Source organism: Asticcacaulis tiandongensis, from assembly GCF_006475605.1.
GTDB classification, from domain to species: Bacteria; Pseudomonadota; Alphaproteobacteria; order Caulobacterales; family Caulobacteraceae; genus Asticcacaulis; species Asticcacaulis tiandongensis.
The window spans coordinates 445,414-471,175 of the sequence record NZ_SSBC01000010.1 but is presented as its reverse complement, the minus strand read 5'-3'; the positions used below and the strand labels follow the sequence as shown (position 1 = coordinate 471,175).

The window sequence follows — 25,762 nt, the reverse complement described above, 5'->3', positions numbered from 1 at the left end:
GAACCTCAGACCGAAAGCGCACCATCAGGCGTTTGCTTCAATGACCCAAGCATATAGCTTTCGGCCTCACCTTCCTTAAGGGCCTTGGCAAAGCCCCAACCCTGCCCGAAATGGCACCCAAGCTGCGCCAGATTCTCGGCAAGAACCATATCCTCGACCCCTTCGGCCACGACCTCAAGTCCGAAGTCACGCCCAAGCGTCAGAACCGAGCGCACAATCTTCTCAGACGCCCGTTCGGTGATCATGGTGCTGACGAACGACCGATCGATTTTCAGCGTATCGAGCGGCAGGCGCGCCAGATAGCTTAAGGAGGAAAAACCCGTACCGAAATCATCCAGAGCGATCCCTGCCCCCGCCTCCCTCAGCGACCCCAGCACCCGCGCGGCGGCATGCGGGTCACGCATGACATCGCTTTCGGTCACTTCCAGCTTGAGCGCCTTTACCGGCAATGCATGGCTGCGGATCAGGCGGGAAATATCCTCCACCAGATGCGCCCGCTCAATATCCGCCGCCGACAGGTTGACGCTGATGAAAAAAGAGTCCGGCAAATCATAGGCGGCCCGCCATTTCGCCAGATTTTTTACGGAATGACTGAGGATGATATTGGTCAGATCGCACAGCAATCCCATATCCCGCGTCAGCCCGAGAAAATGATCAGGGCGTATCAGGCCCCGCTTGGGGTGCGCCCAGCGGGCCAGCGCCTCAAAACCGGCGATACGTCCCGAACCGAGGTCGATAATCGGCTGATAGTGGGCGATAATCTCACCGCTGACAAAGGCCTTTCGCAACTCGGCCTCCAGCGCCAGTTGCGTCAGGCCGTCCGTCTCAAGATCGTGCTTGTATGACGCCACACTGCCGACGCCCTTGGCCTGAGCCACTTCAACGGCCATCTCGGCACGTCGCAACAATTCACCGGCCTCAAGGGCGTGCTCGCCCCCATCAACGGACACCGCGCCCATGGAAAAGGTCGGGTGAATATCAAAACCGGCCACCGTAATAGAACGCTCAAGCGCTGTGCGCATACGCTCGGACACACGCGGAAAACCGCGCAGGGTGAGAACGGCAAATTCGTCTTCGCCAAGCCGCGCCAGAAGTGCCTTATCGTCGAAAACCTCCCTGAGCCGCCTAGCCAAAAGCCCCAGAACCAGATCGGCGCGCTCATGCCCCAGCGCTTCGTTCAGACGGCGAAACCGGTTAAGATCACCAACCACAAGATCAAATTCACCCGACTGCTGCAAAATGGTTTGCGCGGCTTTAAGAAATCCGTAGCGGTTATAAAGGCCTGTCAGCGGATCGATATGCTCACTCGGCACCTTAAGCCCCTGCATCGCATGCATATGTGCCGGAAGGTCATCCGTCACATCCGTAACAAGGCCACTGATCAACGGCTGATCATGGCGCTTATTGCCTTTGAAATAGAGAACCCTGTTCGCCTCTGTCGTAAGAAAGCAACGTACCGCTTTCCCCTGCTGCATACCCGAAGTCAGGCTACTTAAGGCATCCGCTGCAAAAAGCGCATTCAGATCACTGAGGTCTGAGCCCTCAAGTTTACCCTGAAAATCAAACTGAGCGCGGATCAGGTCATAGGTCCAGGCCACGAACCCTGCGGCTTCGACATCACCCGCTAGTTGCGCCGCCCCTGCGTTGTGTGCAAGCACGCCGGATTTGGTATCCGATTTGGAAGCCGACTTCATCTGCACACCTGCCGCACGGCTCTCCGTCCCCCGACGGCTGAACCCAAAAAGACTAACGCCTGACATTACTCAACTCGGCAGAAAATAAAACTAAAGGCGGTTATAGCGGCCATTTATTTATTTTCAGATAAAATCAAAGTTTATTGAATAAAAATAATAAGAAATTCCCCTCGGTTTTCTCAGCCCCTCAGAAAGTCTGCCGGATCTTTTTTCATGGCCGGCCCTACAATGGCCGAAGCTATTCCACCAGACAGTACCCGCGCCCCTACCCGTTTCAGATCATCAACCGAAACCGCATCCAGCCGCTCAGACTGCGTGGTGAGGCTGTACACCTGCCCATAGGTCAGCATCTGACCGGATAAGGTGCCCGCGCGATGCGCCGCATTCTCGTCATTCAGATAAAGACCGGTCTTATACTGCGCCCGCGCCCGCTCAAGCTCTGCCTCAAGCGGCGCGTCCGCCAGATCGTGCATAACCGAGCAAATCAGCTGACAAAGTCCGGCGGCATCCTGAGGCGCACAACCGGCATAGACCCCCAAAAGCCCCGTATCCCTGAAGGCAGTGGTAAAGGCATCGATACTATAGGCCAGTCCGCGATTTTCACGCGCCTCCTGAAAAAGCCGTGACGCCATTCCACCCCCCAGTATCTCGCCATAGAGCTTAAGGGCATAGAGATCGTCATCATACCGGTTAAGCCCCGGAAACGCCAAAGCCATATGGGTTTGCTCGATTTTGCGTTTCTGACGCTCATGTCCGGCCATAAATACCGGCATCTGCGTGGCCTCACGCCCGCCGCGACCTTCGACCTCACTGAAATGACGCCCAATGGCCTCAAGGTCCTCCGGCCCGATACTGCCGGACACGCAGACAACCGTTTCCGATGGATTATAAAGCCCTTCAATATAGGCCCTGAGACTTTCCGACCGTGCCGGTGCCAGACTGTCAGACGTTCCCAATATAGGTCGCCCCAGGCTGTGATCGCCAAAGACCGCCGCCTGCAACAGGTCGAACACATGATCGTCAGGCGCATCAAAGGCTTCGGATATTTCCTGCTCGATGACCTTCTTTTCGCGCTCAAGCTCAGCCGCATCAAGCACCGGGCGGAACATCAGGTCACTGACCACCTCAACCGCCAGCGGCAGCAATTCACGCATGCCCCGCACTTCAAACCGCGTATGCTCATAGCCGGTTGACGCATTGATCGTACCACCCCGATGCTCAATGGCTTCGGCCAGTTCCCGCGCATTGCGACTGCCTGCGCCCTTGAAGACCATGTGCTCGCTTAAGTGCGCCCAACCGGATTGCGCCGGCGTTTCAAACCGCGCCCCGCCATGAATAATGGCCGTAAGCGCAAAGGTCTTGATCGGCATAGGGTCGCAAACAAGGCGTAGCCCATTCGGCAATGTGAGGGAAAATACACCGCCCGCTGCCGAAGAACTTGATAACATGGTCAAACTTTTTCCTTAGGTGCTGCCCGTAAACGGCGGCGAATAACAGCGACATAGATGGCCACAAGCGTCAGCCCCAGCGCATACCAGGTCAGGGCATATTCCAGATGCCGGTTGGTCAGGTTACGCGTCAGATCGACCGGCTTCGCCCCCAGCACATTACCTTCGGACAGGGCCAGATAGTAGTCATCGCGTAAAGTCACACCCCAGCGGGCCGATAAATCCTCAACCCGCCGCTGATACCAGTCATCGGCAGCCGGATTATTTGGCGGCATGAAACTGTTGGGAGTCTCAAAGGGCCGCAGGCGGCCCAAGACACCAGAAACAGTCACAGGCGCAGTCTCAGATGACTTTTCACGCAAGAAACCGATATCAGTGAGAATATATCCATCCGCCACCGGACAAGGGGTCAGCAGATGATACCCTGCCTCGGCATCGGCGACGCCATGCAGATAGACTATCCGTTCAGGTGAAATTTCACAGTCCCGCAACACCGCCTGCCGCCAGGCTACATTTTCCGGGCGATTAAGCAGGGCCTCGATGGCTACCGGCGGCACGACCTCGGTGCGCGCATAATCCGCAAGCAGGGCCTGCTTCCAGCCGAGACGCTGCAATTGCCAGGTCCCCAGCCCCACTAAGATGACCAAAGCGACAACGGTGGCAATGGTCAGACCGACCGGAAAACGTCCGGATGCACCCGATTTAAGCCCGTCCGACATGCGTCACCCTGCCCGTTCTCCGTATAAAAGTTCGCGGCCCTTATAGCCTATCAGAATCACAAAGACGACCGGAACAGTTCCGGTCGTCCTGTAATCATTATCTCAGTATGGACCGGTCGGCCATAAATGTTTGATCTACACAAACACCACATAGATGAAGGCAAAGAGGAACAGCCACACCACGTCAACGAAGTGCCAGTACCAGGCCGCCGATTCAAAACCAAAATGCTTCTGCGGGGTGAAATCGCCATTGAACAGACGGATCAGGCAAACCGCAAGGAAGATGGTTCCGACAATAACGTGGAAGCCGTGGAAGCCGGTGGCCAGAAGGAAGGCCGAGGCATAGAGGCCGGAATTGGCTGCTGCTTCGTTGAAGAAGTAATGGTGGTGGAAAATGTGGTGATATTCATAGGCCTGCACCGCCGTGAAGCTGACCGCCAGAACCAGTGTAATCGCCAGAGCCAGCTTGGCCCCACTGCGATCGTTTTTCAAAATCGCATGGTGCGCCCAGGTAACCGTTGTACCTGACAGAAGCAGAAGCAGGGTATTGACCAGCGGCAATTGCCAGGCACTGACGGTCTCAATACCTGCAGGAGGCCATGCCGACCAGGCCAGACGGACTTCTTCGATCGCCGAAGCCGCGCCCGCACGGTGTTCCCAGAACAATGCGCCTTCAAAGAAAATCCAGAACCAGGCCACGAAGAACATCACTTCCGAGGCAATGAACATGATCGAACCATAACGCAGACCAAGCTGCACAACCGGCGTATGGTCGCCCGCTTTCGATTCGCGGATCACATCACTCCACCAGAAATACATAACCGCCAGGACGCCTGCCAGACCAAGGATAAAAACCAAAGGCCCTTCCTGTCCAAAAAGCCCCTTCATCCAGATCACTGCCCCAAGGAACAGAACGACCGTTGCAATCGAGGCAAGCAAGGGCCACGGGCTGGGGTTGATGATGTGATAATCGTGGTTCACGCCGTGCTGGGCCATGTTCGCTCAACTCATCTCTGGTGTGTCGCGCGAAAACCTTGCGCGAACGGTTATTGTCTATCGGGACTAAAACCCTGAATGTCCGGTCTTAATCCAGATCGTTTTTAAACACAATCGGTTCGCGGGGCGTATCTGTTACTTTTTGCCACACCCTGCGCCATAAGGTCGCAGCTGCGTCTATTTCCCGGCCACCGCAGCCACATTTTGCGATTCAAAGAAGGTATAGGACATGGTGACATTGGTTGTCCCCTTGGTGTCGCTATTCTTCAGCATCTCCGGATCGAGGAAATAGACTACGGGAAAGGTGCGTTCCTCACCCGGTTGCAGCGTCTGATCGGTAAAACAGAAGCATTCCAGCTTCATGAAATAAGGCCCCATGACATCCGGCACGACATTATAGGTCGCCCGCCCCGTCTGCGGCTTATCGGAGTTATTCTTTACGGTAAAATAGAGCATGTTTGTCGCCCCGACCGTGGTCAGTTGCGACGGCTGCTCAAATTTAAACGTCCAGTCCAGCCCGTTCACATTGGTATCGAACAGGACCTTCACCGGCTTGTCCGTCACCAGCGTCGGCGCTGATTCGGCCTTCATAGTCGTGCCACCAAAACCCGTCACCTGACAAAACAGGCGATAAAGCGGCACTGAGGCATAGGCCAGACCAACCATGAAGGCCGGAACAATGAGAAACCCGATAAGAAACTTCTGATTACGCGACAGTTTCTTCATTGCATTTAATATCCCAGCCCTTGCCGGATGCGCACAACCGTCACAACAAACACCAGCACAATAAAGGCGGTCAGGGCCAGCCCAATGGCAATGTTGCGGCGTTTCTGAGCCGCCAGATAGGCCTTTTTGTCGGCATCCGTAACCGGAACAACAGGTTTATCAGTCATGGCTATACTCCCGTAAAGGCGTGGTGCAGCAACAGAGCGGCAAACAATGCCGTCAGATACAGAATGGAATAGGCAAACAGGTTACGCGCGGCGACCGCTTCCTTTTTCACATCATAAAGCGAATTTTCCCCACCCTCCGGATGGTCACCGGCCTTCGACAAAAACACCCGCATGGCCAGAAACACAAAGAACAGACCGCCAAGAACCGATACAACCGCATAGGAAATGCCGCCCATACCAAACAGGATCGGCACGCAGGCCACCGGCGCCATGACAAGGCTGTACAGCAGAATTTGCAGGCGCGTTGATTTCGCGCCTTTGGCCACGGGCATCATTGGAATACCGGCATTGGCATAGTCTTCGGTCGTATAAAGCGCCAGCGCCCAGCTATGGGGTGGCGTCCACAAAAAGATGATAGCAAACAAGACCCAGGCCTCAAGCGGCGCAACACCGGTTGCCGCTGCCCAGCCGATAACCGGTGGAAACGCCCCTGCCGCCCCGCCAATGACGATGTTCTGCGGCGTGCGGCGCTTAAGAATCATGGTGTAAAGCACGACATAATAGACAATGGTCAGCGCCAGAAGTCCCGCCGCCAGATCATTAACCGACAGCCACATCATCGACACGGACAAAAACGCCAGTACCCCGCCAAAGGCCATGGCGTCCTGCTTGGTGACGCGCCCTGCCGCCACAGGCCGACCACGTGTCCGGCGCATCAGGGCATCGGTCGTCCCTTCAAGCGCCATATTCAGCGCCCCGGCCGAACCCGCCCCAAGCGCAATACACAGCACCGCCACAAAGGCCAGCAACGGATGCATGTCCACAGGTGCCACCACCAGTCCCGTCAGACCGGTGAAAACCACCAGTGACATGACGCGCGGTTTCAGAAGCTGGAAATAATCCGCCGGAGAGGCCCGCAGCGCCTTTTGCGCATAGACGGCCTCAGCGCCGGATGCGGCTTCTTCGGGTCTGTCTTCAGTCAGGGCGGTGTTTGGGATCATGGCGCTCAACAGTATATAGCCGTTTAGATACGATTGGGGGATGAGGTGCCAATGCGCCCCATCCCCCGATAGTTTTCCCTAAAAGTTCAGGGAATTAGTGGTGACCGTCATCCTTGATCACAGGCAGTTGCGAGAACTGGTGATAAGGCGGCGGTGAGGACAGTGTCCACTCAAGGGTCGTAGCCCCTTCACCCCAAGGATTGGCCTCTGCCTTGCGGCGACGGATTGCGGCTTCAATCAGAAGGATAAAGAAGACGCCCACACCGACGATGGTGATCAGGTAACCAATGGTCGACACCTTGTTCCAGTAGGCGAAGCCTTCCGGATAGTCGATGTAACGACGTGGCATACCTTGCAGACCGAGGAAGTGCTGCGGGAAGAAGATAACGTTCACGCCAATGAACATGATCCAGAACTGGATTTGTCCCAGAAGTTCATTGAACTTCACGCCGAACATCTTCTCGAACCAGTAGAAGAAGGCCGCAAAGATCGAGAACACAGCCCCAAGCGACAACACGTAGTGGAAGTGTGCCACGACATAATAGGTGTCATGCAGTGAGGTATCGATAGCGTTGTTGGCCAGAACCACACCCGTCACACCGCCAACGGTGAACAGGAAGATGAAGCCGATGGCCCACAGCATAGGCACCTTGAAGTCAATCGACCCGCCCCACATGGTCGCGATCCACGAGAAGATCTTAACCCCGGTAGGCACAGCGATGATCATGGTCGCCATAACGAAGTAGGCACGCAGGTTGAAGCCCATACCGACGGTGTACATGTGGTGCGCCCACACGACGAAACCGACAACACCGATGGCCACCATAGCATAGGCCATGGCCAGATAACCGAAGACCGGCTTTTTCGAGAAGGTCGAGACGATATGGCTGACGATGCCGAAGCCCGGCAGGATCATGATGTACACTTCGGGGTGACCGAAGAACCAGAACAGGTGCTGGTACATGACCGGATCGCCGCCGCCAGCCGGAATGAAGAAGCTGGTGCCGAAGTTACGGTCGGTCAGCAGCATGGTGATCGCACCCGCCAGAACCGGCAGCGAGATCAGCAGCAGGAAGGCGGTGACCAGCAAAGCCCACGCAAATAGCGGCATGCGGTGAAGCGTCATGCCAGGTGCACGCATGTTAAAGATCGTGGTGATGAAGTTGATCGCACCGAGGATCGACGAAGCACCGGCTACGTGCAGGGCAAAGATCGCCAGATCAAGCGACGGCCCCGGATGGTATTGGGCGTTCGACAGAGGCGGATAGACGGTCCAGCCGCCCCCGAAGCCCTTATCAGAAGCACCGACACCGCCCGGAACGAACAGCGAGATAACCAGCAGAACAAAACCCGCCACCAGAAGCCAGAACGAGATATTGTTCAGGCGGGGGAAGGCCATGTCCGGCGCACCGATCATGAGCGGTACGAAATAGTTGCCGAAACCACCAACCGTTGCCGGCATGACCACAAAGAACACCATGATCAGGGCGTGGGCGGTAACCACAGCATTATAGCCGTGCTTGCCTTGGAAAATACCCAGTGAGTCGAGCATGCTGCCTTCAACAAAAAGCTGAAGACCCGGCTCATAAAGCTCCCAGCGGATCAGACCCGACAGGCCACCACCGATGATGGCGGCAAAGATCGAGAAGAAGATGTACAGAAGCCCGATATCTTTGTGGTTGGTCGAATAGAACCAGCGCTTAAAGAAAGGCGGCGTATGGTTGTCGTGATCGTCGTGATGATCATGAGCGACTGAAGCGTTCGTAGCCATTGCGTTCGTCTCTCTTTACTAATTATTGGGCCGCAGCGGCGGCAGAAGCTGATCCACCATCGGTGGCAGCGGCGGGCGCGTCGGAGGCAGCTGTGGCCGCGTCGGTGGCAACCGCCGAAGCACCAGCCGCTTCAGCCGTGTCCGCCGCGGCAGCGGCTTCTGCAGCCGCCTGTTGTTCAGCAAGCTTGGCCGCAGCCGCTTCCTGAGCGATCTGGGCGCGGGTCTTGCCACCGGCAGCGATGATATAGTCGTCAAATTCTTTTTGGGTCACAACGCGGATAGCGATCGGCATATAGGCATGGTCGATACCGCACAGTTCCGAACACTGGCCATAGAAGATGCCGGTTTCACGGGCCTTGAACCACAGATTGTTCAGGCGCCCCGGAACCGCGTCAATTTTCACACCAAAGGCCGGAAGGGCAAAAGCGTGGATAACGTCATAGGCGGTAACCTGAACCTGAACAACACTGTTTACCGGCACGATCAACTCATTGTCGACACCCAGCAGGAACGGCACATTGGCGGCACGCGCGCTCTCCAGTTCACGGGCTTCGGGCAGCAGCCGCGATTCGATACCTTCGACACCCAATTCAGGGAAATCATAGGCCCAGTACCATTGATAGCCGGTCGCCTTAACCACCACGTCAGGATCAGGCATATTCTCGTATTTACGCATCAGCGAGAACGAAAAGAACGCAATATAGACAAGGATCAGAACCGGAACGACCGTCCACAGAATCTCAATGGTCGTATTGTGTGAGAAGCGCGCCGGGGTTGGATTGGTGCGCTTGTTGTAACGCAACACGATCCAGATCAGCAGGCCCAGCACCAGAACGACAATCGCCGTAATGATGGGCAGCAAAATCCAGTCATGGAAGAAAATAGCGTCGTCCTTAAGCTCCGACACAGACTTTTGCAGATGGATGGCCTTATCAGTCGGCAGCCCTGCCACCTCTTCGGCGAAGGCCATACCGGCCCCCACAAACCACGCGCTCAAAGACGCTAGTATAGCGCCGATCCCAGCCTTACCGGCCCGGACGCCAGCCATGGTCAGCCTTCGGATGCCCATTCCCACTATCCTCAATAATGACGGCCTTTTGCCTGCCGCCTTTCAATCAAGGTGCGGCAGGTGCAAAGCCAGTTAATCCTCGGTCGCCGTCCCTGCCCTTATGAAACCGGTCAGGGTGACAGCGAAGGTGACGACTTATGACAATATGTCTCACCTTTGCGTACGGTTCCCATAATGCCATATGAGCAAATTGCAAAGGGCTAAAACGCGGATTCCCTGATATGAACAGGGAGAATTATTTCAAATCCCCTGCATCACCCTGACAGGTGCGATCTTTTGTCGCGGCTTTGAGCGCATGTGCGCCCGCCTCCCCATCTGACGGCTCATCTGACAATAAATTCGTACGCCCCATAGCCTTTGACCGATTTCGCACCTAAATAAAGAACAGTTTCAGGAATAATGACCGGTTTTGATATTCAGGCGAAACGGTCGCCGTTACCCGTTGTACAGAAGTGAGTTTCAATGCCCTTAGACCACGCCACCTCACCCGCTGCCTTCAAGGATCTGGACATTCAGGCCTGCCAGCGTCTTTTTGACGAGGCCATGACCGGTGCGGATGACGGGGAAATCTTCTTCGAATCACGTGAGACAGAATCACTTGTTTTCGATGATGGTCGCCTGAAGGGAGCCAACTATGGGGCCGATCAGGGATTTGGTCTGAGAATCGTCTCCGATGAGACCATAGGTTTTGCCAATGCCGCCGAACTGAGTCTTGAGGCCATCCGTCGGGCTGCCGATGCCGCTGCGCAGGCCAAACAGGGCAAGGCCCTCTCCTTAAGCCTGTCCACGTCTAATCCGCCGCGCAGCAACCAGCGCTATTACGGCGCGCACGATCCCATCAGCGACATGGATTTTGCCGCCAAGATTGCCCTGCTCGAATCCATCAACGCCTATGCCCGCGACAAGCATTCCGGCGTCGTACAGGTATCAGCCTCCATTGCCAGCGATCAGCGCCACATAGCCATTCTGCGTGCAGGCGGCGAAATCTATCATGATTACCGCCCTCTGGTGCGCATCTCGATTGGTGTGTCTGTCGAAAAGAACGGATGTCGCGAAACCGCCTCTACCGGCGGCGGTGGACGCATTGGCCTGACCGAACTGGTTGATCCGAACAACTGGCAGGCTCAGGTCGATGAGGCCTTAAGACAGGCTCTGGTCAATCTTGAGGCCATTCCCGCCCCCACCGGTGAAATGGACATTGTCCTCGGCAATGGCTGGCCGGGCGTACTGCTGCACGAAGCGGTCGGTCACGGCCTTGAGGGTGACTTCAACCGTAAAGGCACCTCGGCTTTTTCAGGCAAGATGGGACAGCAGGTTGCCGCCAAAGGCGTCACGGTCGTTGATGACGGCACGATTACCGATGCCCGCGGCTCATTGAATATTGACGATGAAGGCACGCCCACACAGGCCACAACGCTCATCGAAGACGGCGTACTGGTGGGCTATATGCACGACCGTCTGTCCGCACGTAAGATGAACGTGAACGTCACCGGCAATGGTCGCCGTCAGTCCTATGCCCACCAGCCCCTGCCGCGCATGACCAACACCTTCATGACCGGCGGCAGCGATACGCGCGCCGACATGATCGCCTCAACCAAACGCGGTCTCTATGCGGTTAATTTTGGCGGCGGTCAGGTGGACATCACCAACGGCAAGTTCGTCTTTCAGTGCACCGAGGCTTATCTGATCGAAGACGGTAAGGTCACCACGCCCGTCAAAGGTGCCTCGCTGATCGGTGACGGCCCCGCCGTCATGCGCCAGATCGAGATGATCGGCAATGACTTTGCCTTTGACCCCGGTGTCGGCACGTGCGGCAAGGCTGGTCAGAGTGTGCCGGTCGGAATCGGTCAGCCCTCGTTGAAAATTCGCGGCATTACGGTGGGCGGCACCCAATAAATCTCAATTATAATATAAATTAACCTTTTGTGTTTAATCGTATTTAGCCGCACATATGCCGCATTGAGGCTTTATGGGCTTGTGAAACTGTATCCGTTGTTACATAATGTAACCTATTGCCGCATCGGTATTTTTCGTAAAACCATATTCAAGGGTATCTGGTTTAATGCGCCTGAAGGCCATGACATCCGCATCGGTTCTGGCGCTTTGCCTTGGTTTCGCAGGGGGGCTTATGGGGCCGTCCGCCGCGGCCGCACAGGTAAGCTATACCCTTTCTGACTTTACCGGCAAATCTGTACATTCCGCTGAAGACATGGTGCGCCATATACCGAACTTTGTGCTTTCGGGCTCAAATGGAAACGGAAATGTACTGATTGATGGCCAGCGTCCGGGCGAAGGCCTGTCTGAGGCCCTGCGCCGTGTCCCCGCCTCTATGGTTGAGCGTATTGAACGCATCCCCGCAGGCACCGGCAGTCATGATTTTCAGGGCCACAACGAACTTATAAACATCGTGCGCAAGCCGACCGATAAGCCCGTCGTGACCCTCAACTACGGCGGCAATATCTATACCGGCGGACGCGTCAAACCGCAGTTCGGCCTGACATGGCTGAAAAAACGTGCGGGCAAAACCCTTGAAGCCGGTCTCAACTATTTCCAGAACAATGACGACGGCACAGGGCGCGGTGACAAATACACCACCTATGCCGACGGCACTGAGAAACACCACATCACTCAGTCACGCGGCAACAGCGAAGGCCTTGAGGCGCGGGTGAAATGGGCCGGTTCGGCCTATGGCGGCTATATGTCTCTCGAAGGCAAGGTGCGCCCTCAGGTGTCGGGTTTCGATGCCGACTACACCGGCGACACGCTGGAAAGCGAAGCCCGTAAGACCGAAAACCTGAACACTGAATTTTCCGGCAGCTATAACCGCGACGTCGTGAATAACGTCAACCTCAGGCTCGATATGTGGGCGCGTGAAAACCGCAACACCTATGAGCGCAACTACCTGAGGCCGACCTATACGTCGGATTATGTTGAGGAAAAAATCACCGCCGAAGGTAATCTCAGCGGTCAGGCCACATGGCGTAAGAATTCTGCCCTGACCCTTCAGGCCGGTGCCGAACACCGTTACAATGTCTTCGACAGCGAAAGCCTCTCGACCGGATCATGGATGACGCCTGACGATATTGTCACCCCCGGTGTGGTTCACGGTGAGGAAAACCGTGGCAAGGTCTATATCAGTTCCAACTGGCGGCCTGCAGACAATATAACCATCGATGGTGGTCTGATGGTTGAAACGGCCGATATCTATCATCGTGGCACCTATAGCGCGCGCGAGACCTACAGCTATTCCAGGCCGCGCCTGTCGGTGAACTGGCGTCCCGATGACCGCCTTCAGGTGCGCATCAGCCGCGAACGCGAAGTCGGCGGTCTGGGCTACTGGGATTTTGTATCTGTCGCGCAATGGCAATATGAAAAGCCCGAACAGCTTCTGGCCCCTGTCAATCTTGTGCCCTACCGTCAGTGGGCCGACCAGATCAGCCTCGATTACCGCTTTGCCGATAAGGGGCAACTGGTCATCAACTATCAGCAGTATCAGATCGAAGACGCCATTGAACGTGTCCCCGTTTATACCGAAAACGCGGTTCATGACGCCGTTGGCAATATCGGCGATGGTGAAAACCAGCGCCTGAGCACACGCCTGAGCCTGCCAACCGATGGCCTGCTGACGGACGAAGGCGGCATGGTGCATTTCAATGCCACCTGGAACGAATCCGAAGTCACCGATCCGGTCACCGGTGAAAAGCGCCGCATCTCTGGTCAGACGCCTGTCACCCTCTCCCTGAACTTCTCTCAGGACAAGCCGCTCTATTCGTGGGGCTGGTCGGTCGATAAGGGCTGGGACAACACCACATGGCGCTATAATCAGGTCAGCCGTTCGCTGGGATCACCGTGGGTCAGCCTCTATGCCGAATACCGCCCAAACCATAAACTGGCTATTCGTGGCGAGTTGCAAAACCTTGGCTCGCGCACCTCGACCTATGAGGCCACCCGCTATGAGGGCCTGCGCGGCATCAGCGAAGTCGCTTATCACGAAAGCTCAGTGCGCGATTCCGAGCCCCGCCTCTACCTGCGCATCCGCAACGAACTTTAACCAGCGCCTAAGGCAGGGTCTGAGACCCCGCCCCATAGAAGGCCCTGTTTTTACGATTCTGCCCCGTCGCGCGTTGCCCCGACGCGCTGCGCCAGAGCCGCCCCCATAAAGGCATCAAGGTCACCATCCAGAACCCCCTGACTGTCAGAGGTTTCCACGTCCGTGCGCAGATCCTTGACCATCTGATAGGGTTGCAGAACGTAGGATCGTATCTGGTGTCCCCAGCCAATGTCTGTCTTCTGGTCCTCAAGCGCCTGCTGGGCAGCTTCGCGCTTTTGCAGTTCCACCTCATAGAGCCGCGCGCGCAACATCTTCCAGGCTTCGTCACGGTTCGCATGTTGCGAACGACCGGCCTGACAGGCGACGGCGATACCGGTCGGAATGTGCGTCAGGCGCACCGCCGAGTCGGTCTTGTTGATGTGCTGACCGCCTGCGCCTGAGGCGCGATAGGTGTCGGTGCGCACATCCGCCGGATTGATATCGATTTCGATTGTGTCATCGACCACAGGATAAACCCAGACCGAGGCAAACGAAGTGTGGCGGCGCGCGTTGGAATCGAAGGGTGAAATCCGCACCAGCCGGTGCACACCGGCTTCGGTCTTCAACCAGCCATAGGCGTTCGGCCCCTTGATAGTCAATGTTACGGACTTGATGCCCGCCTGTTCGCCCGGTGTTTCTTCTTCGATTGAGACGCTCATACCATGCTGGGTCGCCCAGCGCGTATACATACGCAACAATATACCTGCCCAGTCACAAGACTCCGTGCCACCGGCACCGGAATTGATTTCGACATAGGCGTCATTACCATCGGCCTCACCGGACAGGAGGGCCTCAAGCTCGGCACGCGCCGCCCGCTCCTTGATGCCTTTAAGCATCGCACGGGCTTCCTCAAGCAAATCCTCGTCGCCTTCCATATCCGCCAGTTCGGCGTATTCGAGCGCGTCTTTCAGGTCTTTGGACAGAGCATGAACCGCATCCATGGCACTGGCCAGACGCGTGCGTTCCCGCATGACGGCCTGAGCGTCGTCCGGCTTGTCCCACAGGGTCGGGTCCTCGACCCGCGCATTCAGTTCGTCGAGTTTTCTGAGCGCCACATCCCAGTCAAAGACGCCTCCTGAGCAATCCGATGGATTGCTCGATGTCGGTGGCAGAAGCCTCCACATCCAGTCGCATGTTAATTCCTTAAGTCCTGAATATTCAATTGGTCGGGATACGCACCCGCGTTCAGCTTGGCAAGGCTTTCCTAATCCTCATCCACATAGCGCGGCGGTGGTGTCGCACGTGACGGATCAAACGGCACCAGATCAGGCGCGGTTTCGGTCAGACCATCACGCCATACTTCCGTGTAGGGACGTGGCCCCTGCTCGACCACAGGCGCTTCGACCGGTTTTGGTTCTGTGCCGGGACGGAAGGCCTCTTCGTGACCGCGAACTGAAACGTAGACCGCGTCTTTCGGTTTGTGGAACTCTTTAACCGGTTTGCCTTTGTTTGCCGTTTTCATAAAGTCGACAAAAATCGGCAAGGCCGTCTGCCCACCAGTTTCAGACGAGCCCAGCGGCCGGTTATCATCGAAACCGATAAACACGCCCACCACCAGATCGGGTGAAAAACCGACGAACCAGGCGCTGCGATATTCGTTGGTTGTACCGGTCTTGCCGCCAATCGGGCGCTCAAGTACCCGCGCACGCGTCGCTGTGCCGCGTTGAACCACGCCCTGCATGAAGGAATTGACCTGATAGGCAACAATCGGATCCATCACCTGCTGACCATCGGGAACAAGGCGCGGCGATTCCGTACCATCAAACGCCCTGCGACAACCCGACGGACAGTTACGGCGTTCGGCCTTATAGATCATCTTGCCTTCATGATCAGAGACCGTCTCAATCAGGTGCGGTGTCACCCGACGCCCACCGTTGACAAATAACGAATAGGCCGAAGTCAGCATAAAGGGTGTCGTTTCGGCTGCCCCCAGCGCGTTGGGCAGATAGGGCTCCATCTTGTCGACCGCGCCATAGGATATGACCTTTTGCGCGACATTCTTCATGCCCACCTTATCGGCCAGACGCACTGTCATGGCGTTACGCGACAGCTCAAGCCCCTTACGCAGGGTCTGCGGCCCGTAATAGGTGCGCGAATAATTGCGCGGCGCCCAAACCGAACCGCCCGCACCACGGAAGCTGATCGGGCCATCGACCACGATAGAAGCCGGTGTGAAATCCCCCTCAAGCGCCGTGGCATAGATGAACGGCTTGATGGCCGAACCGGGTTGTCTGCGGGCCTGCGTCGCCCGATTGAATTTCGACAGAGAATAGCTGTAGCCGCCGACCATAGCCATGACGCGGCCCGTCCACGGATCAACCGCCACCAGCGCACCATTGACCGCAGGTACCTGATGCAGCCGATAGACGCCATTGCTGCCCGTCGGTGAGACAAACACCAGATCACCAGCCTTAAGGCCCGCCCCGCCCCGTGCCCAGCTCAGGTCTTCACCGCGCAAGGTGCCACTGTCGCCATTGGACACCAGACGGATGCCGCCCGCGCCGGGACGATCGACCTGAGCCGCCTGCCATTCAGGCCGCTCAAACGGGGCCTGACGGTTCTCAGCCAGCGCCGTTTCCGCCTTACCGGCCAGATCCTGCCAGCCTTCGGAAAGCTCGACATTACCCCACGCCCCGCGCCAGCCATGGCGGCGGTCATAGACCTCAAGTCCATCCATCAGCGCGATACGCGCCGCTGTCTGCAACCTGGGGTCAAGGGTTGTTTTAACGTAATAGCCCGAAGAATAGATATCTTCACCAAACAGATTTTTCGCGCGGCGCTCAACTTCGGCAACAAAGAAATCGGCATCGCGGTACTTGGCCCGCTGGGGGGCAGCCTGCACCACAAGGTCTTCTTTTTGCGCGGCCTGCGCTTCGACCTGCGTGATCCAGCCGACCTGTGCCATTTCCCCCAGAATCCAGTTTCGGCGGGCAATGGCCTGCGCCTTACGGCGTGACGGATGATAGTTGGACGGCCCCTTGGGCAGGGCCGCCAGATAGGCCATCTCAGACAGAGTCAGTTGATCAACCGATTTGCCAAAATAGTTAAAGGCGGCGGTCGCCACACCATTGGAACGATAGCCGAGATAGATATCATTCAGATAAAGCTCAAGAATCTGCTCTTTACTGAGGGAGGTCTCAAGCCTGCGCGCCAGAATCACTTCTTTCAGCTTACGCCCCAGCGTCCGCTCATTGGTCAGAAGGACGTTTTTAGCCACCTGCTGGGTGATGGTTGATCCCCCCTCAAGCCTGCGCCCCTGCGCGGCATGTGAGACGTTTTTCATCATGGCGCGACTCAGGCCGCCAATATCCACACCCGAATGCGTGAAGAAATTACGGTCTTCCGCCGCCAGAAACGCCTGAGTCAGCCGCTCAGGCAGACGGTTATAGGGCACAAATATCCGCCGCTCCTGCGCATATTCGCCAATAAGCGTGCCATCCCAGGCAAATACGCGGGTGGAGGTCGGTGGCCGGTAGTCAGCGATTTCATTACCATCCGGCAGATCGTGAAACAGCCAGGCTGCATATATAGCCATGGCAAATCCGGCCACAGCGACGGTGACCATCATGATCACGCCCGCTACGGCAAACCAGCGTTGTGACAGCAGGTGTGACGCTGACCGGTGTTCTGAGGGTTGTGGCAAACGACCTCCGTAGCCTCGGGTGAGGCTTAATCATAGTTCTGCGCCGTATGTACCAAACCGTACGCAGCAGGCATAGCCATTGTCTGAAATTTCACCCTGTTGCGGCTTTTTTTCGGCATACCGATCATGAAAAAACCTCGCCACAAAGGACGAGGTTGATCCGGAAGACTATAGCTTTTTGGCTTTTTAAGGGATCAGCGCAAAGGAGGCATAGGCCACATCATTAGCGAAATACTGATCAATGGCCTTGGTCACCTGCCCCATCATCCGCGACTGATAGCCCGAATCATTGAGCAGTTTTTCATCCTCGACATTGGACATAAAGCCCATTTCAAACAGGATGGCCGGAACATCGGCCGCCAGCAGAACCACAAAACCGGCCTGCCTGTGGCTCGATTTCACTAACGGCGTGGTGCCCTCAAGTTTACCCAGCATCAGTTCCGCAAACGTCGCCGAGCGGTTCTTGGTCGCCCGCTGCGTCAAATCGACCAGAATACGATTGACCATCTTGTCATCAGACGCCTTGGGCAAGGACCAGTCACCGGCATTCATGGCGTTGCGCGCTGCCCGTTCTGTACCTGAGTCAGACAGGGTATAGACGCTGGCACCGCGCGTACCCGGACTGGCGCTGGCGTCGGAATGCAGTGATATAAACAGATCAGCATTGGCGTTGCGCGCAATACGCACCCGTGCCACCTTATCCACATAGGCGTCTGTCTCGCGCGTCATGATGACCCTGTAACGACCGGTGGCCTCAAGCTTCTTTTTCAGAGTCTTGGCTGCCGCCAGATTGACATCTTTTTCCCACGAAAAACTGCCTCTGGCCCCGGGGTCCTTGCCGCCGTGTCCGGCATCGATAACAATGATCTTCTTTGCGTTACGCTTATCGACGACCGGCACCGCAGCGGCACGCGGCTTGGGCGTGGGGGCTACAGCAGCCTGAACCACCTGAGGGGTAACGCCATTTTTCGGCACAACATCAATCACGTACCGGTAATGACCAACGCCATCACCTGGCGGCAATAAAAACCGGCGTGAAATTCTGGCTTCGCCATTAAATTCAATTTTCAGACGCGTGATACCGGCCATGCTCTCAAGCTTCCACGAACGGATAAGCCCGCGGCCCTCACCGGACTGCCCCTTAGGGATACCGCCCCCCGAAAGACCGAGCACCGCCTGTGAATAGTCTGTGTCACGACTTAAAAGTTCACCACGCACACTGGTGTCCAGATCGATGACCAGACGGGTCTGAGATTGCGTCCCCCCCAGTCTGACCTTTAACGTATCTGCCTTGTCTGCGGCGGCTACGGTGGGCACCTCAGCCACGGCCACACTTATGGTGGCGGCCATGAGCGCGCCAGCCCAGACCTTACCGGCTGCCTTAAAGCGGCCTATTCCTACAAAGCGGCAAAATTGCCGGATCATATAATTGCTCCACGCATCACGTATTTTATGTTTGTGTGTAAACTCTTACGCCACACCCGTAGCTATCCCGTTAACGCAGAAAATAATTGACGACTTTTCTTTTTGAGGTGCATGTTGCATAGTAACATGTCCTCTTTGAGACCAAAGGCGGGGTTTATTTCTCCCCGGCCGTATGATCAAGGTGACATGTTGCAGATTTCGGGGCAGACTCCGGGCCGGTTCGCTTAGTTCAGCGCCTTATATGTCCGACTGGTATTTGTGAAACGAAATGAAGAATTCAAAGCCCTGACGGCGACGCACTCGCGCTCAAGATCAGGCTTTGCACAGACGAAGATATCCGGTTGGTTTTCCCCTCAGGATATAAGCGTCACCCTGAATAGATTTAACGCCACGCCCCTTTAAGGGCCGACGCGTCCAGTTTTTAAGGTATCAACCTCCCCTATGGGCTGTGCTGCTATTATATTGCCGTTGTCCTCAGTGACCCGATGCGCCACGCGCGCCGGATCGGCCAGATGCGCACGCCTCTCAACCCAAATTCGTCACCGTTCATTATCGTCCCCAGTCCCCAAGGGTTCGCCCGGGCTTCTGTGCGCGCGACTGACACGGTGCCGAGGAGCACTCTATGTCCAAAACCATGTTAATAGATGCGACGCACGCGGAAGAAACCCGCGTCATCGTGTTGAACGGATCCCGCGTCGAGGAATTTGATTTCGAAAGCCACGCACGCAAACAACTGCGTGGCAATATATATCTGGCCAAGGTAACGCGCGTGGAGCCCTCGCTTCAGGCGGCCTTTGTTGAATATGGCGGAAACCGTCACGGTTTTCTCGCTTTTAATGAAATTCATCCGGACTATTACCAGATTCCGGTCGCTGACCGCGAAGCCCTTATGGCTGAGCTGGCCCGTGAAGCTGCCGCCAATCAGAGCGCCAGGGATAACGGCGATGAAAATGGCGAGGAAGAGGATCATGATGATCATGACGACCTTCCTGACGAAGAGCGCCGCCTGCGCGCCCACCTGATCAAGCGCTACAAAATTCAGGAAGTCATCAAGCGCCGCCAGATTCTTCTGGTGCAGGTCGTCAAGGAAGAGCGTGGCAACAAGGGCGCGGCCCTGACCACCTACATGTCGCTGGCCGGTCGTTACTGCGTGCTGATGCCCAATACGGCTCGTGGCGGCGGCATCTCGCGCAAGATCACCAATTCCAGTGACCGTAAGCGCCTTAAGACCGTTGCGGCGTCGCTTGAGGTGCCGCAGGGTATGGGGCTGATTATCCGTACCGCTGGGGCCAAGCGCACCAAGCAGGAAATCAAGCGCGACTATGACTATCTGTTGCGCGTCTGGGAAAACATCCGCGAAACGACTCTGCAATCCAATGCACCGGCGCTGATCTACGAAGAAGAAGATCTGGTCAAACGGGCTATCCGCGACCTGTTCGACAAGGACTTTGATTCGGTTCTGGTCGAAGGCGAGGACGGTTACCGGTCGGCCAAAGAATTCATGCGCATGATCATGCCGTCCCAGGCCAAGAAGATTCAGCTCTATAAGGCCAATTCGCCACTGTTTGCCCGTTATGGCGTCGAAGATATACTGAACCGTATCTATTCGCCGGTCGTACCCCTGAGATCGGGCGGCTATCTGGTTATCAACCAGACCGAAGCCCTGGTGGCCATCGACGTCAACTCCGGCAAATCGACCAAGGAACGAAATATCGAAGCCACGGCTTTGAAAACCAACCTTGAGGCCGCCGAAGAAGCCGCCCGTCAGATGCGTCTGCGCGATCTGGCCGGTCTGGTGGTCATCGACTTCATCGACATGGATGAGGCGAAAAACAACCGCGCCGTCGAAAAGAAACTGAAAGACGCGCTGTCCGAAGATCGTGCCCGCATCCAGATGGGCAAGATTTCCGGCTTCGGCCTGATGGAAATCAGCCGTCAGAGACGCCGCACCGGTTTCCTTGAAGGTACAACCGTTGTCTGTCCGCACTGCGAAGGTCAGGGGCGTGTACGTTCGGTCGATTCTTCTGCCTTGACGGCCATGCGTGCCATCGATCTTGAGGCCATGACCCATGGCGCCGGCGCCATCACCATCAAGCTGCCGCAGCCTGTGGCGCTTTATGTGCTGAACGAAAAGCAGGTGCATCTGGCCAAACTCAGGCTCGAATGGGGCCTGAAGGTCAATGTCGAGATCGATCCGGATCTCAGCCATGCCGAATTTGAAATCACCCGCACGGTTCATGCCGATGAGGTCGATTTCACACCGCCGGTACGCCCTGAGCCGATTATAGATCTCGGCCCCGATATCGAAGAAGACGAAATCGACGACGAGGAAGTTGAAGACGAAGCCGTCTCTGAACGTGACGGCGACGACAGCGAGGCGTCATCTGAAAATGGCAATGGCGATCGCAATGGCCGCCGCAATCGCCGCCGCAGACGTCGCGGCGACAGGGGCGACCGCGAAGAGCGCAAGACCGACGAAACGGCCTCCGATGAAGCCTCTGACGCAGACAATGACGATGGCGAAAACGGCAGCGAAGGCGAAGACCCGCGTGGCCGCAAACGTCGCCGTGGCCGTCGCGGAGGTCGTCGTGGGGGCTTCGACAGCCGTCCGCGCGAAACCTATGGCTGGGTACGCGCCCGCACGCCGTCGCTCGAAGACCCCTATGTGTGGATCGATCCGCATGAGGAGCACCAGAAGCGTTTTGAAACCCCTCAGGGTGAAGACAAGCCGCAGGTGACGGACACGACCACCTCTGAGGCCTCCGTTCTGGGTGAAGCCACGCAGTCACCGACCTCTCTGGTGCCTGAAGGTCTGCAAAATCAACCGGCACGTAAGGGCAAACGCCCACCACGTCGCGGTCGCAGGGGTTCCGGTGCTGAGGAAGCAGTCGCTGAAACCGTCACCGAACAGGCAACTCTAGCCGTTGAACTTGAGGCCCCGCTGCCCGAAGTCAAAACGGAAAGTGCGGAACCTACGGAGGCAGAAATTTCCAAACCTGCCCGCCGGACACGCACGCGCCGCAAGAAAACCGACGTGACGGAAACATCTGAAAACACAGAAGCTGAAGCACCTGTGGCTGTGGCTGAAACAGTTGCGCCCGAACAGCCCCCAGAGCCCGTAGCGGAAACGGTTTCAGAACCAGCCGCCGTAGCCGAAGCGCCCATCGAAGCGTCTGCACCAGTATCCGCAGAGCCTTTGGTGACCTCCTATGCACCAACCGTGAGCGAACCGGTGGACACGCCTGTAGCTGATCCATCCGAAATATCCACCCCGCCGGAAAAACCCAAGCGCGGCTGGTGGCGACGCTAACCCACTGCAAAGCCTCCGGTTTTTACCGGAGGCTTTTTCATTAAGCGCAGCGGACTTGCCTCAGGGCCTTAGATTTGTCACTGTTGCCGCTATATATTGCGGATTGGGGATTCATAGGGCGTATATGATGGCGTTTGGCGATCTGATCAGAAACAGGTTTAAACCGCTGGCGGCGGCCTCAATGATGGCGCTTGGCCTGATCAGTTTTTCGCCCAAGGCTGACGCGCAATCGATCATCCGTGACACCGAAATCGAATTGTTTCTGAAAACCGAAACAAAGGTTATTCTCGACGCCTCCGGCCTCAATCCTGATCAGGTGCTGTTCCTGCTTATTGCCGACAATCAGCTTAACGCCTTTGCCACCTCGCGTCAGATTATCGGCCTGAATACCGGCCTGATCCTTGAGTCTGAAACCCCGAACGAACTGTTTGGCGTTATCGCACACGAAGCCGGTCACCAGAGTGCCGGTCACACAGTTCGTTCGGACGAAATCTATCAGGCGGCCAAGGCCCCCATGGCCATATCACTTGGTCTAGGGATTATCGCCCTGCTGGCCGGTGCACCGGATGCCGGTGCGGGTCTGCTGGCCAGTTCGCAGACCTTTGGCACGCTTGGCGCGCTGCGCTACATGCAGACGCAGGAATCTGCCGCTGACATTGCTGGCATCAAGGCCCTGGAGCGCGCGGGCATGTCGGGCAAGGGCATGCTGACCTTCTTTGAGCGCTTCCGTAACGCCGAAACCTTCAGTAATGCCGAACGCTATCAGTATTTCCGCAGCCACCCCCTGTCACGTGACCGGATTGGCGTCCTGCGCAAACTGGTCGAGGCGCAGCCCCATTACAATGCCGTCGATACGCCGGAAACCATCTATCAGTTCGATATCATGAAGGCGAAGCTATCAGGCTTTCTGGAACATCCGATCTATGTCTTCCAGAAATACCCCGAAAGCGACACCTCCTACCCTGCCCGTTATGCCCGCGTCATTGCCTGGTACAAACAGACCGATCTGAAAAAAGCCCATTCCGAGCTTGATCTGCTGCTGGCTGACTATCCGGACAATCCCTATCTGTGGGAACTTAAGGGGCAGATATATTTCGAAACCGGTCAGATTGATCAGGCGATACCGGCGCATCAGCGGTCTGTCGAGCTCATGCCCGGTGCGCCGCTGCTTCAGCTTAATCTCGGTCAGGCGCTGGTAGCCAAGGGTGACCGCCCCAATCTGGAAAAGGCAGTATTTCACCTCAAAGAATCGCTCAAGGCCGAATCTGACAACAGTTTCGCGTGGAACCTGCTGGCACAGGCCTATGACGGACAGGGCCTGAGCGGCGAAGCGCGTCTGGCGGCCGCTGAGGCCGAATTTCATCGCGGCAATATTCAGCAAGCCCGCACTTTTGCCGTCTGGTCGCAGAAAAATCTTGAGACCAATTCACCGGAATATCGTCGGGCACGTGACATTGTGCTGACCACCTCATCACTGATGGGGATTGATCCGGTTGATGGCGAAACCCCCTCACGTCGCAAATAAACACAGGACTAATCGTGACCGACACCCCGACCGAACCGGTAATCTCATCGGCTAAGCCCACCGCTAATTTTTTCAGCAAAACCAATATTGCTCTGGCATTAGCTGCTAGTGCCTTTGTGCTGGCGGCAGCCCCTTATGTCGTACCACAGGTTCAGAGCCTGATTGTGCGCGGTGGCGTGCTGTCCGGCCCAAAAGTTCTTGAAGACGGCTACGAGGCCTTGCAGGCTCACAACGAAGCCGAAGCCGCCAAAGCCTTTGAGACCGCCTACAAGGCCAATGAAAGCGTCCTGATTCACCCCGAAGACCCGATTCTTGGTAATCCGAACGCACCGATCACCATCGTCGAATTTCAGGATTACCTGTGCGGCTACTGCCGACGCATCGCGCCACAATTGGCGACTTTTCTGAAAGAAAATCCGGATGTGCGCATTGTCGTGAAGGAATATCCGGTCATTACCCAAAACTCACGCCTGCTGGCGGCCTTGGCTCTGGCGACACGTGACAGCGGAAAATATGAGGCGGTTCATAACGCCATCTATGCGGTTGATCTGAAATCCGATGAGGACGTTAATGCCCTGCTGTCCTCAGTGGGACTTAATCCGGCAGAGATCATCGCCAAATCACAATCCGCCGAGGTTCAGGGCCATATCGACGAGACCCTGAAAATGGGTAACAGTCTGGGCCTTACGGGCACACCGGCTTTTATTATCGATGGCGTTCTGGTGGGGGGGGCCGATATGAAGCAGATTGAAACCCTAGTGGCCACGCAACGCTCCAAGGCCAAAGGATAAAAAAAAGCCCCGTCCGATAGACGGGGCTTTTACTTTATTCGACAACCCTTGCCGGAACCGACAGATCGCAACCGGAGAAATCCGCGCTGCTCTCTTTACGCTTCTGATCGATCAGCGCCTTAAACGCCGTACCCGAAGTATCCATGACCTCGACCTTCGGGCGTTCGGCTTCAGGAATATCCGCCAGAATCTGCACCTTAGTCATCTTGTCGGGATCAACCGGCGGTTCACCGAGTTTCAGCTTACGCACGACATCAAGGCCCACCAACGTCACCCCAAAAGCCGTATATTTGCGTTCCAGCACATTGTTATAGTTACGCATCAGGAAAAACTGGCTATTAGCAGAATTAACATCACCAGCCCGCGCCATACCCAAAACACCGGGGCAATATAAGCCCCAGGCATGCACCTTACCATCCTTGGTAATGGCCATCAGGTCATCAGACTGGGTCTGAACGGGCATGGCCTTAAGGTAGCCCACGACCGAACCGCGCGGCGAAGCGGCAACCGTCATCGGAAAGCTGGTGTCGCGACGAACGGTGAATTCTGCCGACAGGTTAGGCAAGTTGGAACCGCCTTCACCTGTGCCTTGCGGATCTCCGGTCTGGGCCATGAAGCCTTCGATGACGCGGTGAAAAATCTGGCCGTCATAAAAGCCCTGACGTGTCAGAGTTTTCATTCGCTCCACATGCTGCGGTGCCAGTTCAGGGTACATCTCAACAATGACGCGCCCCTTGGTGGTATCAATCACCAGCGTATTTTCCGCATCCGCATCCCGATAACCGGGTGCCGCGGCTAATGCGCTACCCGCCGTCATCACTGCGGCAGCCCCCAATACCATCACACGCGAAATCGTGCGCTTCATCCCCATAGTGAAAGCCATACAGTTATTTCCCAACCTTAAGCAAAAGCCGCTCTGCCACCAGTGGTGACACGAATGGCGAGATATTGCCGCCCAATTGGGCTATTTCTTTGACCAGACGCGACGCAATCGCCTGATGACGCGGATCAGCCATCAGAAAAACCGTTTCAATCTCACGGTTGAGTTGCTGGTTCATCGCCGTCATCTGGAACTCGTACTCGAAATCCGCCACCGCACGCAAGCCACGGATAATGACATTGGCCTCAACCTCCTGCGCAAAGTGCATTAGCAAGCTGTCAAACGGCAGAACATCAATCCGATCGGCATGCGCGCCACAGGTTTCACGGATCAGTTCAACCCGTTCCTCAAGGCTGAAAACCGGTGCCTTGCCCGTGTTTCGCGCCACGCCGATAACCAGACGGTCAACCAGCTTGACCGCACGACCGATAATGTCGCTATGGCCATTGGTGATGGGGTCGAATGTCCCCGGATAAAGCCCAATGCGCATGAACGGCTATCCCCTTA

The 25,762-nt window shown here is 56.4% G+C and carries 19 protein-coding genes; 5 read left to right on the top strand and 14 right to left on the bottom strand.

Annotated features, from left to right (window positions below; genetic code table 11):
* Positions 1-5 precede the first annotated feature (5 nt).
* The 9 genes from E5201_RS06205 to coxB all read right to left on the bottom strand — a co-directional run bounded on the left by E5201_RS06205 (position 6) and on the right by coxB (position 9,570).
* The gene (locus E5201_RS06205) at positions 6-1,694 is read right to left on the bottom strand and encodes a putative bifunctional diguanylate cyclase/phosphodiesterase (protein WP_140985174.1); all 1,689 of its coding nucleotides are present in this window, start codon (positions 1,692-1,694) and stop codon (positions 6-8) included.
* Positions 1,695-1,873: 179 nt separating this feature from the next.
* Positions 1,874-3,142: a M16 family metallopeptidase gene (locus E5201_RS06200; protein ID WP_246050425.1), complete on the bottom strand. Its 1,269-nt coding sequence runs from the start codon at positions 3,140-3,142 to the stop codon at positions 1,874-1,876.
* 2 nt (positions 3,143-3,144) lie between these two features.
* Positions 3,145-3,861 (bottom strand): SURF1 family protein, encoded by a 717-nt coding sequence (locus E5201_RS06195; protein ID WP_140985173.1) that lies wholly within the window; start codon positions 3,859-3,861, stop codon positions 3,145-3,147.
* A gap of 135 nt (positions 3,862-3,996) precedes the next feature.
* A complete protein-coding gene (locus E5201_RS06190) occupies positions 3,997-4,857 on the bottom strand; it encodes a cytochrome c oxidase subunit 3 (protein WP_140985172.1) in 861 nt (286 codons plus the stop codon).
* Between the two features lie 177 nt (positions 4,858-5,034).
* Positions 5,035-5,583, bottom strand: coding sequence for a cytochrome c oxidase assembly protein (locus tag E5201_RS06185; RefSeq protein ID WP_140985170.1), 549 nt, complete (start codon positions 5,581-5,583; stop codon positions 5,035-5,037).
* Positions 5,584-5,588: 5 nt separating this feature from the next.
* Positions 5,589-5,750 (bottom strand): hypothetical protein, encoded by a 162-nt coding sequence (locus tag E5201_RS14770; protein ID WP_181404553.1) that lies wholly within the window; start codon positions 5,748-5,750, stop codon positions 5,589-5,591.
* A gap of 2 nt (positions 5,751-5,752) precedes the next feature.
* On the bottom strand, positions 5,753-6,751 hold the full coding sequence (gene cyoE, locus E5201_RS06180) for a heme o synthase (RefSeq protein WP_140985168.1): 999 nt from the start codon (positions 6,749-6,751) through the stop codon (positions 5,753-5,755).
* Positions 6,752-6,845: 94 nt separating this feature from the next.
* Positions 6,846-8,522 carry a cytochrome c oxidase subunit I gene (gene ctaD, locus E5201_RS06175; RefSeq protein WP_140985167.1) on the bottom strand — a complete coding sequence of 559 codons (1,677 nt, stop codon included), beginning with the start codon at positions 8,520-8,522 and terminating at the stop codon, positions 6,846-6,848.
* Between the two features lie 22 nt (positions 8,523-8,544).
* Positions 8,545-9,570: a cytochrome c oxidase subunit II gene (gene coxB, locus E5201_RS06170; protein WP_140985165.1), complete on the bottom strand. Its 1,026-nt coding sequence runs from the start codon at positions 9,568-9,570 to the stop codon at positions 8,545-8,547.
* A gap of 483 nt (positions 9,571-10,053) precedes the next feature.
* On the opposite strand from coxB, the gene tldD reads away from it, so the two are divergent.
* Positions 10,054-11,487 carry a metalloprotease TldD gene (gene tldD, locus E5201_RS06165; protein ID WP_140985163.1) on the top strand — a complete coding sequence of 478 codons (1,434 nt, stop codon included), beginning with the start codon at positions 10,054-10,056 and terminating at the stop codon, positions 11,485-11,487.
* Between the two features lie 166 nt (positions 11,488-11,653).
* Positions 11,654-13,642, top strand: coding sequence for a TonB-dependent receptor plug domain-containing protein (locus tag E5201_RS06160; protein ID WP_140985161.1), 1,989 nt, complete (start codon positions 11,654-11,656; stop codon positions 13,640-13,642).
* A gap of 50 nt (positions 13,643-13,692) precedes the next feature.
* Here the strand turns inward: E5201_RS06160 and prfB are convergent.
* From prfB to E5201_RS06145, 3 genes are all read right to left on the bottom strand, one after another.
* A protein-coding gene (prfB, locus tag E5201_RS06155) for a peptide chain release factor 2 (RefSeq protein ID WP_140985160.1) occupies positions 13,693-14,815 on the bottom strand; the annotation gives its coding sequence in 2 pieces (ribosomal slippage) (positions 13,693-14,745 and positions 14,747-14,815; 1,122 coding nt in all).
* A gap of 70 nt (positions 14,816-14,885) precedes the next feature.
* Positions 14,886-17,249, bottom strand: a complete 2,364-nt coding sequence (locus E5201_RS06150; protein ID WP_140986058.1) for a penicillin-binding protein 1A — start codon at positions 17,247-17,249, stop codon at positions 14,886-14,888.
* Between the two features lie 261 nt (positions 17,250-17,510).
* Positions 17,511-18,749 carry an N-acetylmuramoyl-L-alanine amidase family protein gene (locus E5201_RS06145; protein ID WP_140985158.1) on the bottom strand — a complete coding sequence of 413 codons (1,239 nt, stop codon included), beginning with the start codon at positions 18,747-18,749 and terminating at the stop codon, positions 17,511-17,513.
* A gap of 622 nt (positions 18,750-19,371) precedes the next feature.
* Here E5201_RS06145 and E5201_RS06140 point away from each other — a divergent pair.
* The 3 genes from E5201_RS06140 (at position 19,372) to E5201_RS06130 (ending at position 24,375) form a co-directional block, all read left to right on the top strand.
* Positions 19,372-22,059 carry an Rne/Rng family ribonuclease gene (locus E5201_RS06140; protein ID WP_140985156.1) on the top strand — a complete coding sequence of 896 codons (2,688 nt, stop codon included), beginning with the start codon at positions 19,372-19,374 and terminating at the stop codon, positions 22,057-22,059.
* A gap of 124 nt (positions 22,060-22,183) precedes the next feature.
* Complete coding sequence (locus E5201_RS06135; RefSeq protein ID WP_246050423.1) at positions 22,184-23,584, top strand: M48 family metalloprotease; 1,401 nt, start codon at positions 22,184-22,186, stop codon at positions 23,582-23,584.
* Positions 23,585-23,598: 14 nt separating this feature from the next.
* Entirely contained in the window at positions 23,599-24,375 is a 777-nt protein-coding gene (locus E5201_RS06130; RefSeq protein WP_181404552.1) for a DsbA family protein, read from the top strand.
* 34 nt (positions 24,376-24,409) lie between these two features.
* Here the strand turns inward: E5201_RS06130 and E5201_RS06125 are convergent, their stop codons facing one another.
* Together E5201_RS06125 and coaD are read right to left on the bottom strand one after the other, a co-directional pair.
* Positions 24,410-25,258: a peptidylprolyl isomerase gene (locus E5201_RS06125; protein ID WP_281280208.1), complete on the bottom strand. Its 849-nt coding sequence runs from the start codon at positions 25,256-25,258 to the stop codon at positions 24,410-24,412.
* 4 nt (positions 25,259-25,262) lie between these two features.
* Positions 25,263-25,745, bottom strand: a complete 483-nt coding sequence (gene coaD / locus E5201_RS06120; protein WP_140985153.1) for a pantetheine-phosphate adenylyltransferase — start codon at positions 25,743-25,745, stop codon at positions 25,263-25,265.
* Positions 25,746-25,762: the final 17 nt, after the last annotated feature.

Bases quoted from the DNA above. Each gene is read 5' to 3' on its own strand.
- E5201_RS06205 (WP_140985174.1), bottom strand. From the start codon at position 1,694: ATGAAGTCGGCTTCCAAATCGGATACCAAATCCGGCGTGCTTGCACAC.
- E5201_RS06200 (WP_246050425.1), bottom strand. From the start codon at position 3,142: ATGTTATCAAGTTCTTCGGCAGCGGGCGGTGTATTTTCCCTCACATTG.
- E5201_RS06195 (WP_140985173.1), bottom strand. From the start codon at position 3,861: ATGTCGGACGGGCTTAAATCGGGTGCATCCGGACGTTTTCCGGTCGGT.
- E5201_RS06190 (WP_140985172.1), bottom strand. From the start codon at position 4,857: ATGGCCCAGCACGGCGTGAACCACGATTATCACATCATCAACCCCAGC.
- E5201_RS06185 (WP_140985170.1), bottom strand. From the start codon at position 5,583: ATGAAGAAACTGTCGCGTAATCAGAAGTTTCTTATCGGGTTTCTCATT.
- E5201_RS14770 (WP_181404553.1), bottom strand. From the start codon at position 5,750: ATGACTGATAAACCTGTTGTTCCGGTTACGGATGCCGACAAAAAGGCC.
- cyoE (WP_140985168.1), bottom strand. From the start codon at position 6,751: ATGATCCCAAACACCGCCCTGACTGAAGACAGACCCGAAGAAGCCGCA.
- ctaD (WP_140985167.1), bottom strand. From the start codon at position 8,522: ATGGCTACGAACGCTTCAGTCGCTCATGATCATCACGACGATCACGAC.
- coxB (WP_140985165.1), bottom strand. From the start codon at position 9,570: ATGGCTGGCGTCCGGGCCGGTAAGGCTGGGATCGGCGCTATACTAGCG.
- tldD (WP_140985163.1), top strand. From the start codon at position 10,054: ATGCCCTTAGACCACGCCACCTCACCCGCTGCCTTCAAGGATCTGGAC.
- E5201_RS06160 (WP_140985161.1), top strand. From the start codon at position 11,654: ATGCGCCTGAAGGCCATGACATCCGCATCGGTTCTGGCGCTTTGCCTT.
- E5201_RS06150 (WP_140986058.1), bottom strand. From the start codon at position 17,249: ATGATGGTCACCGTCGCTGTGGCCGGATTTGCCATGGCTATATATGCA.
- E5201_RS06145 (WP_140985158.1), bottom strand. From the start codon at position 18,749: ATGATCCGGCAATTTTGCCGCTTTGTAGGAATAGGCCGCTTTAAGGCA.
- E5201_RS06140 (WP_140985156.1), top strand. From the start codon at position 19,372: ATGTCCAAAACCATGTTAATAGATGCGACGCACGCGGAAGAAACCCGC.
- E5201_RS06135 (WP_246050423.1), top strand. From the start codon at position 22,184: ATGATGGCGTTTGGCGATCTGATCAGAAACAGGTTTAAACCGCTGGCG.
- E5201_RS06125 (WP_281280208.1), bottom strand. From the start codon at position 25,258: ATGGCTTTCACTATGGGGATGAAGCGCACGATTTCGCGTGTGATGGTA.
- coaD (WP_140985153.1), bottom strand. From the start codon at position 25,745: ATGCGCATTGGGCTTTATCCGGGGACATTCGACCCCATCACCAATGGC.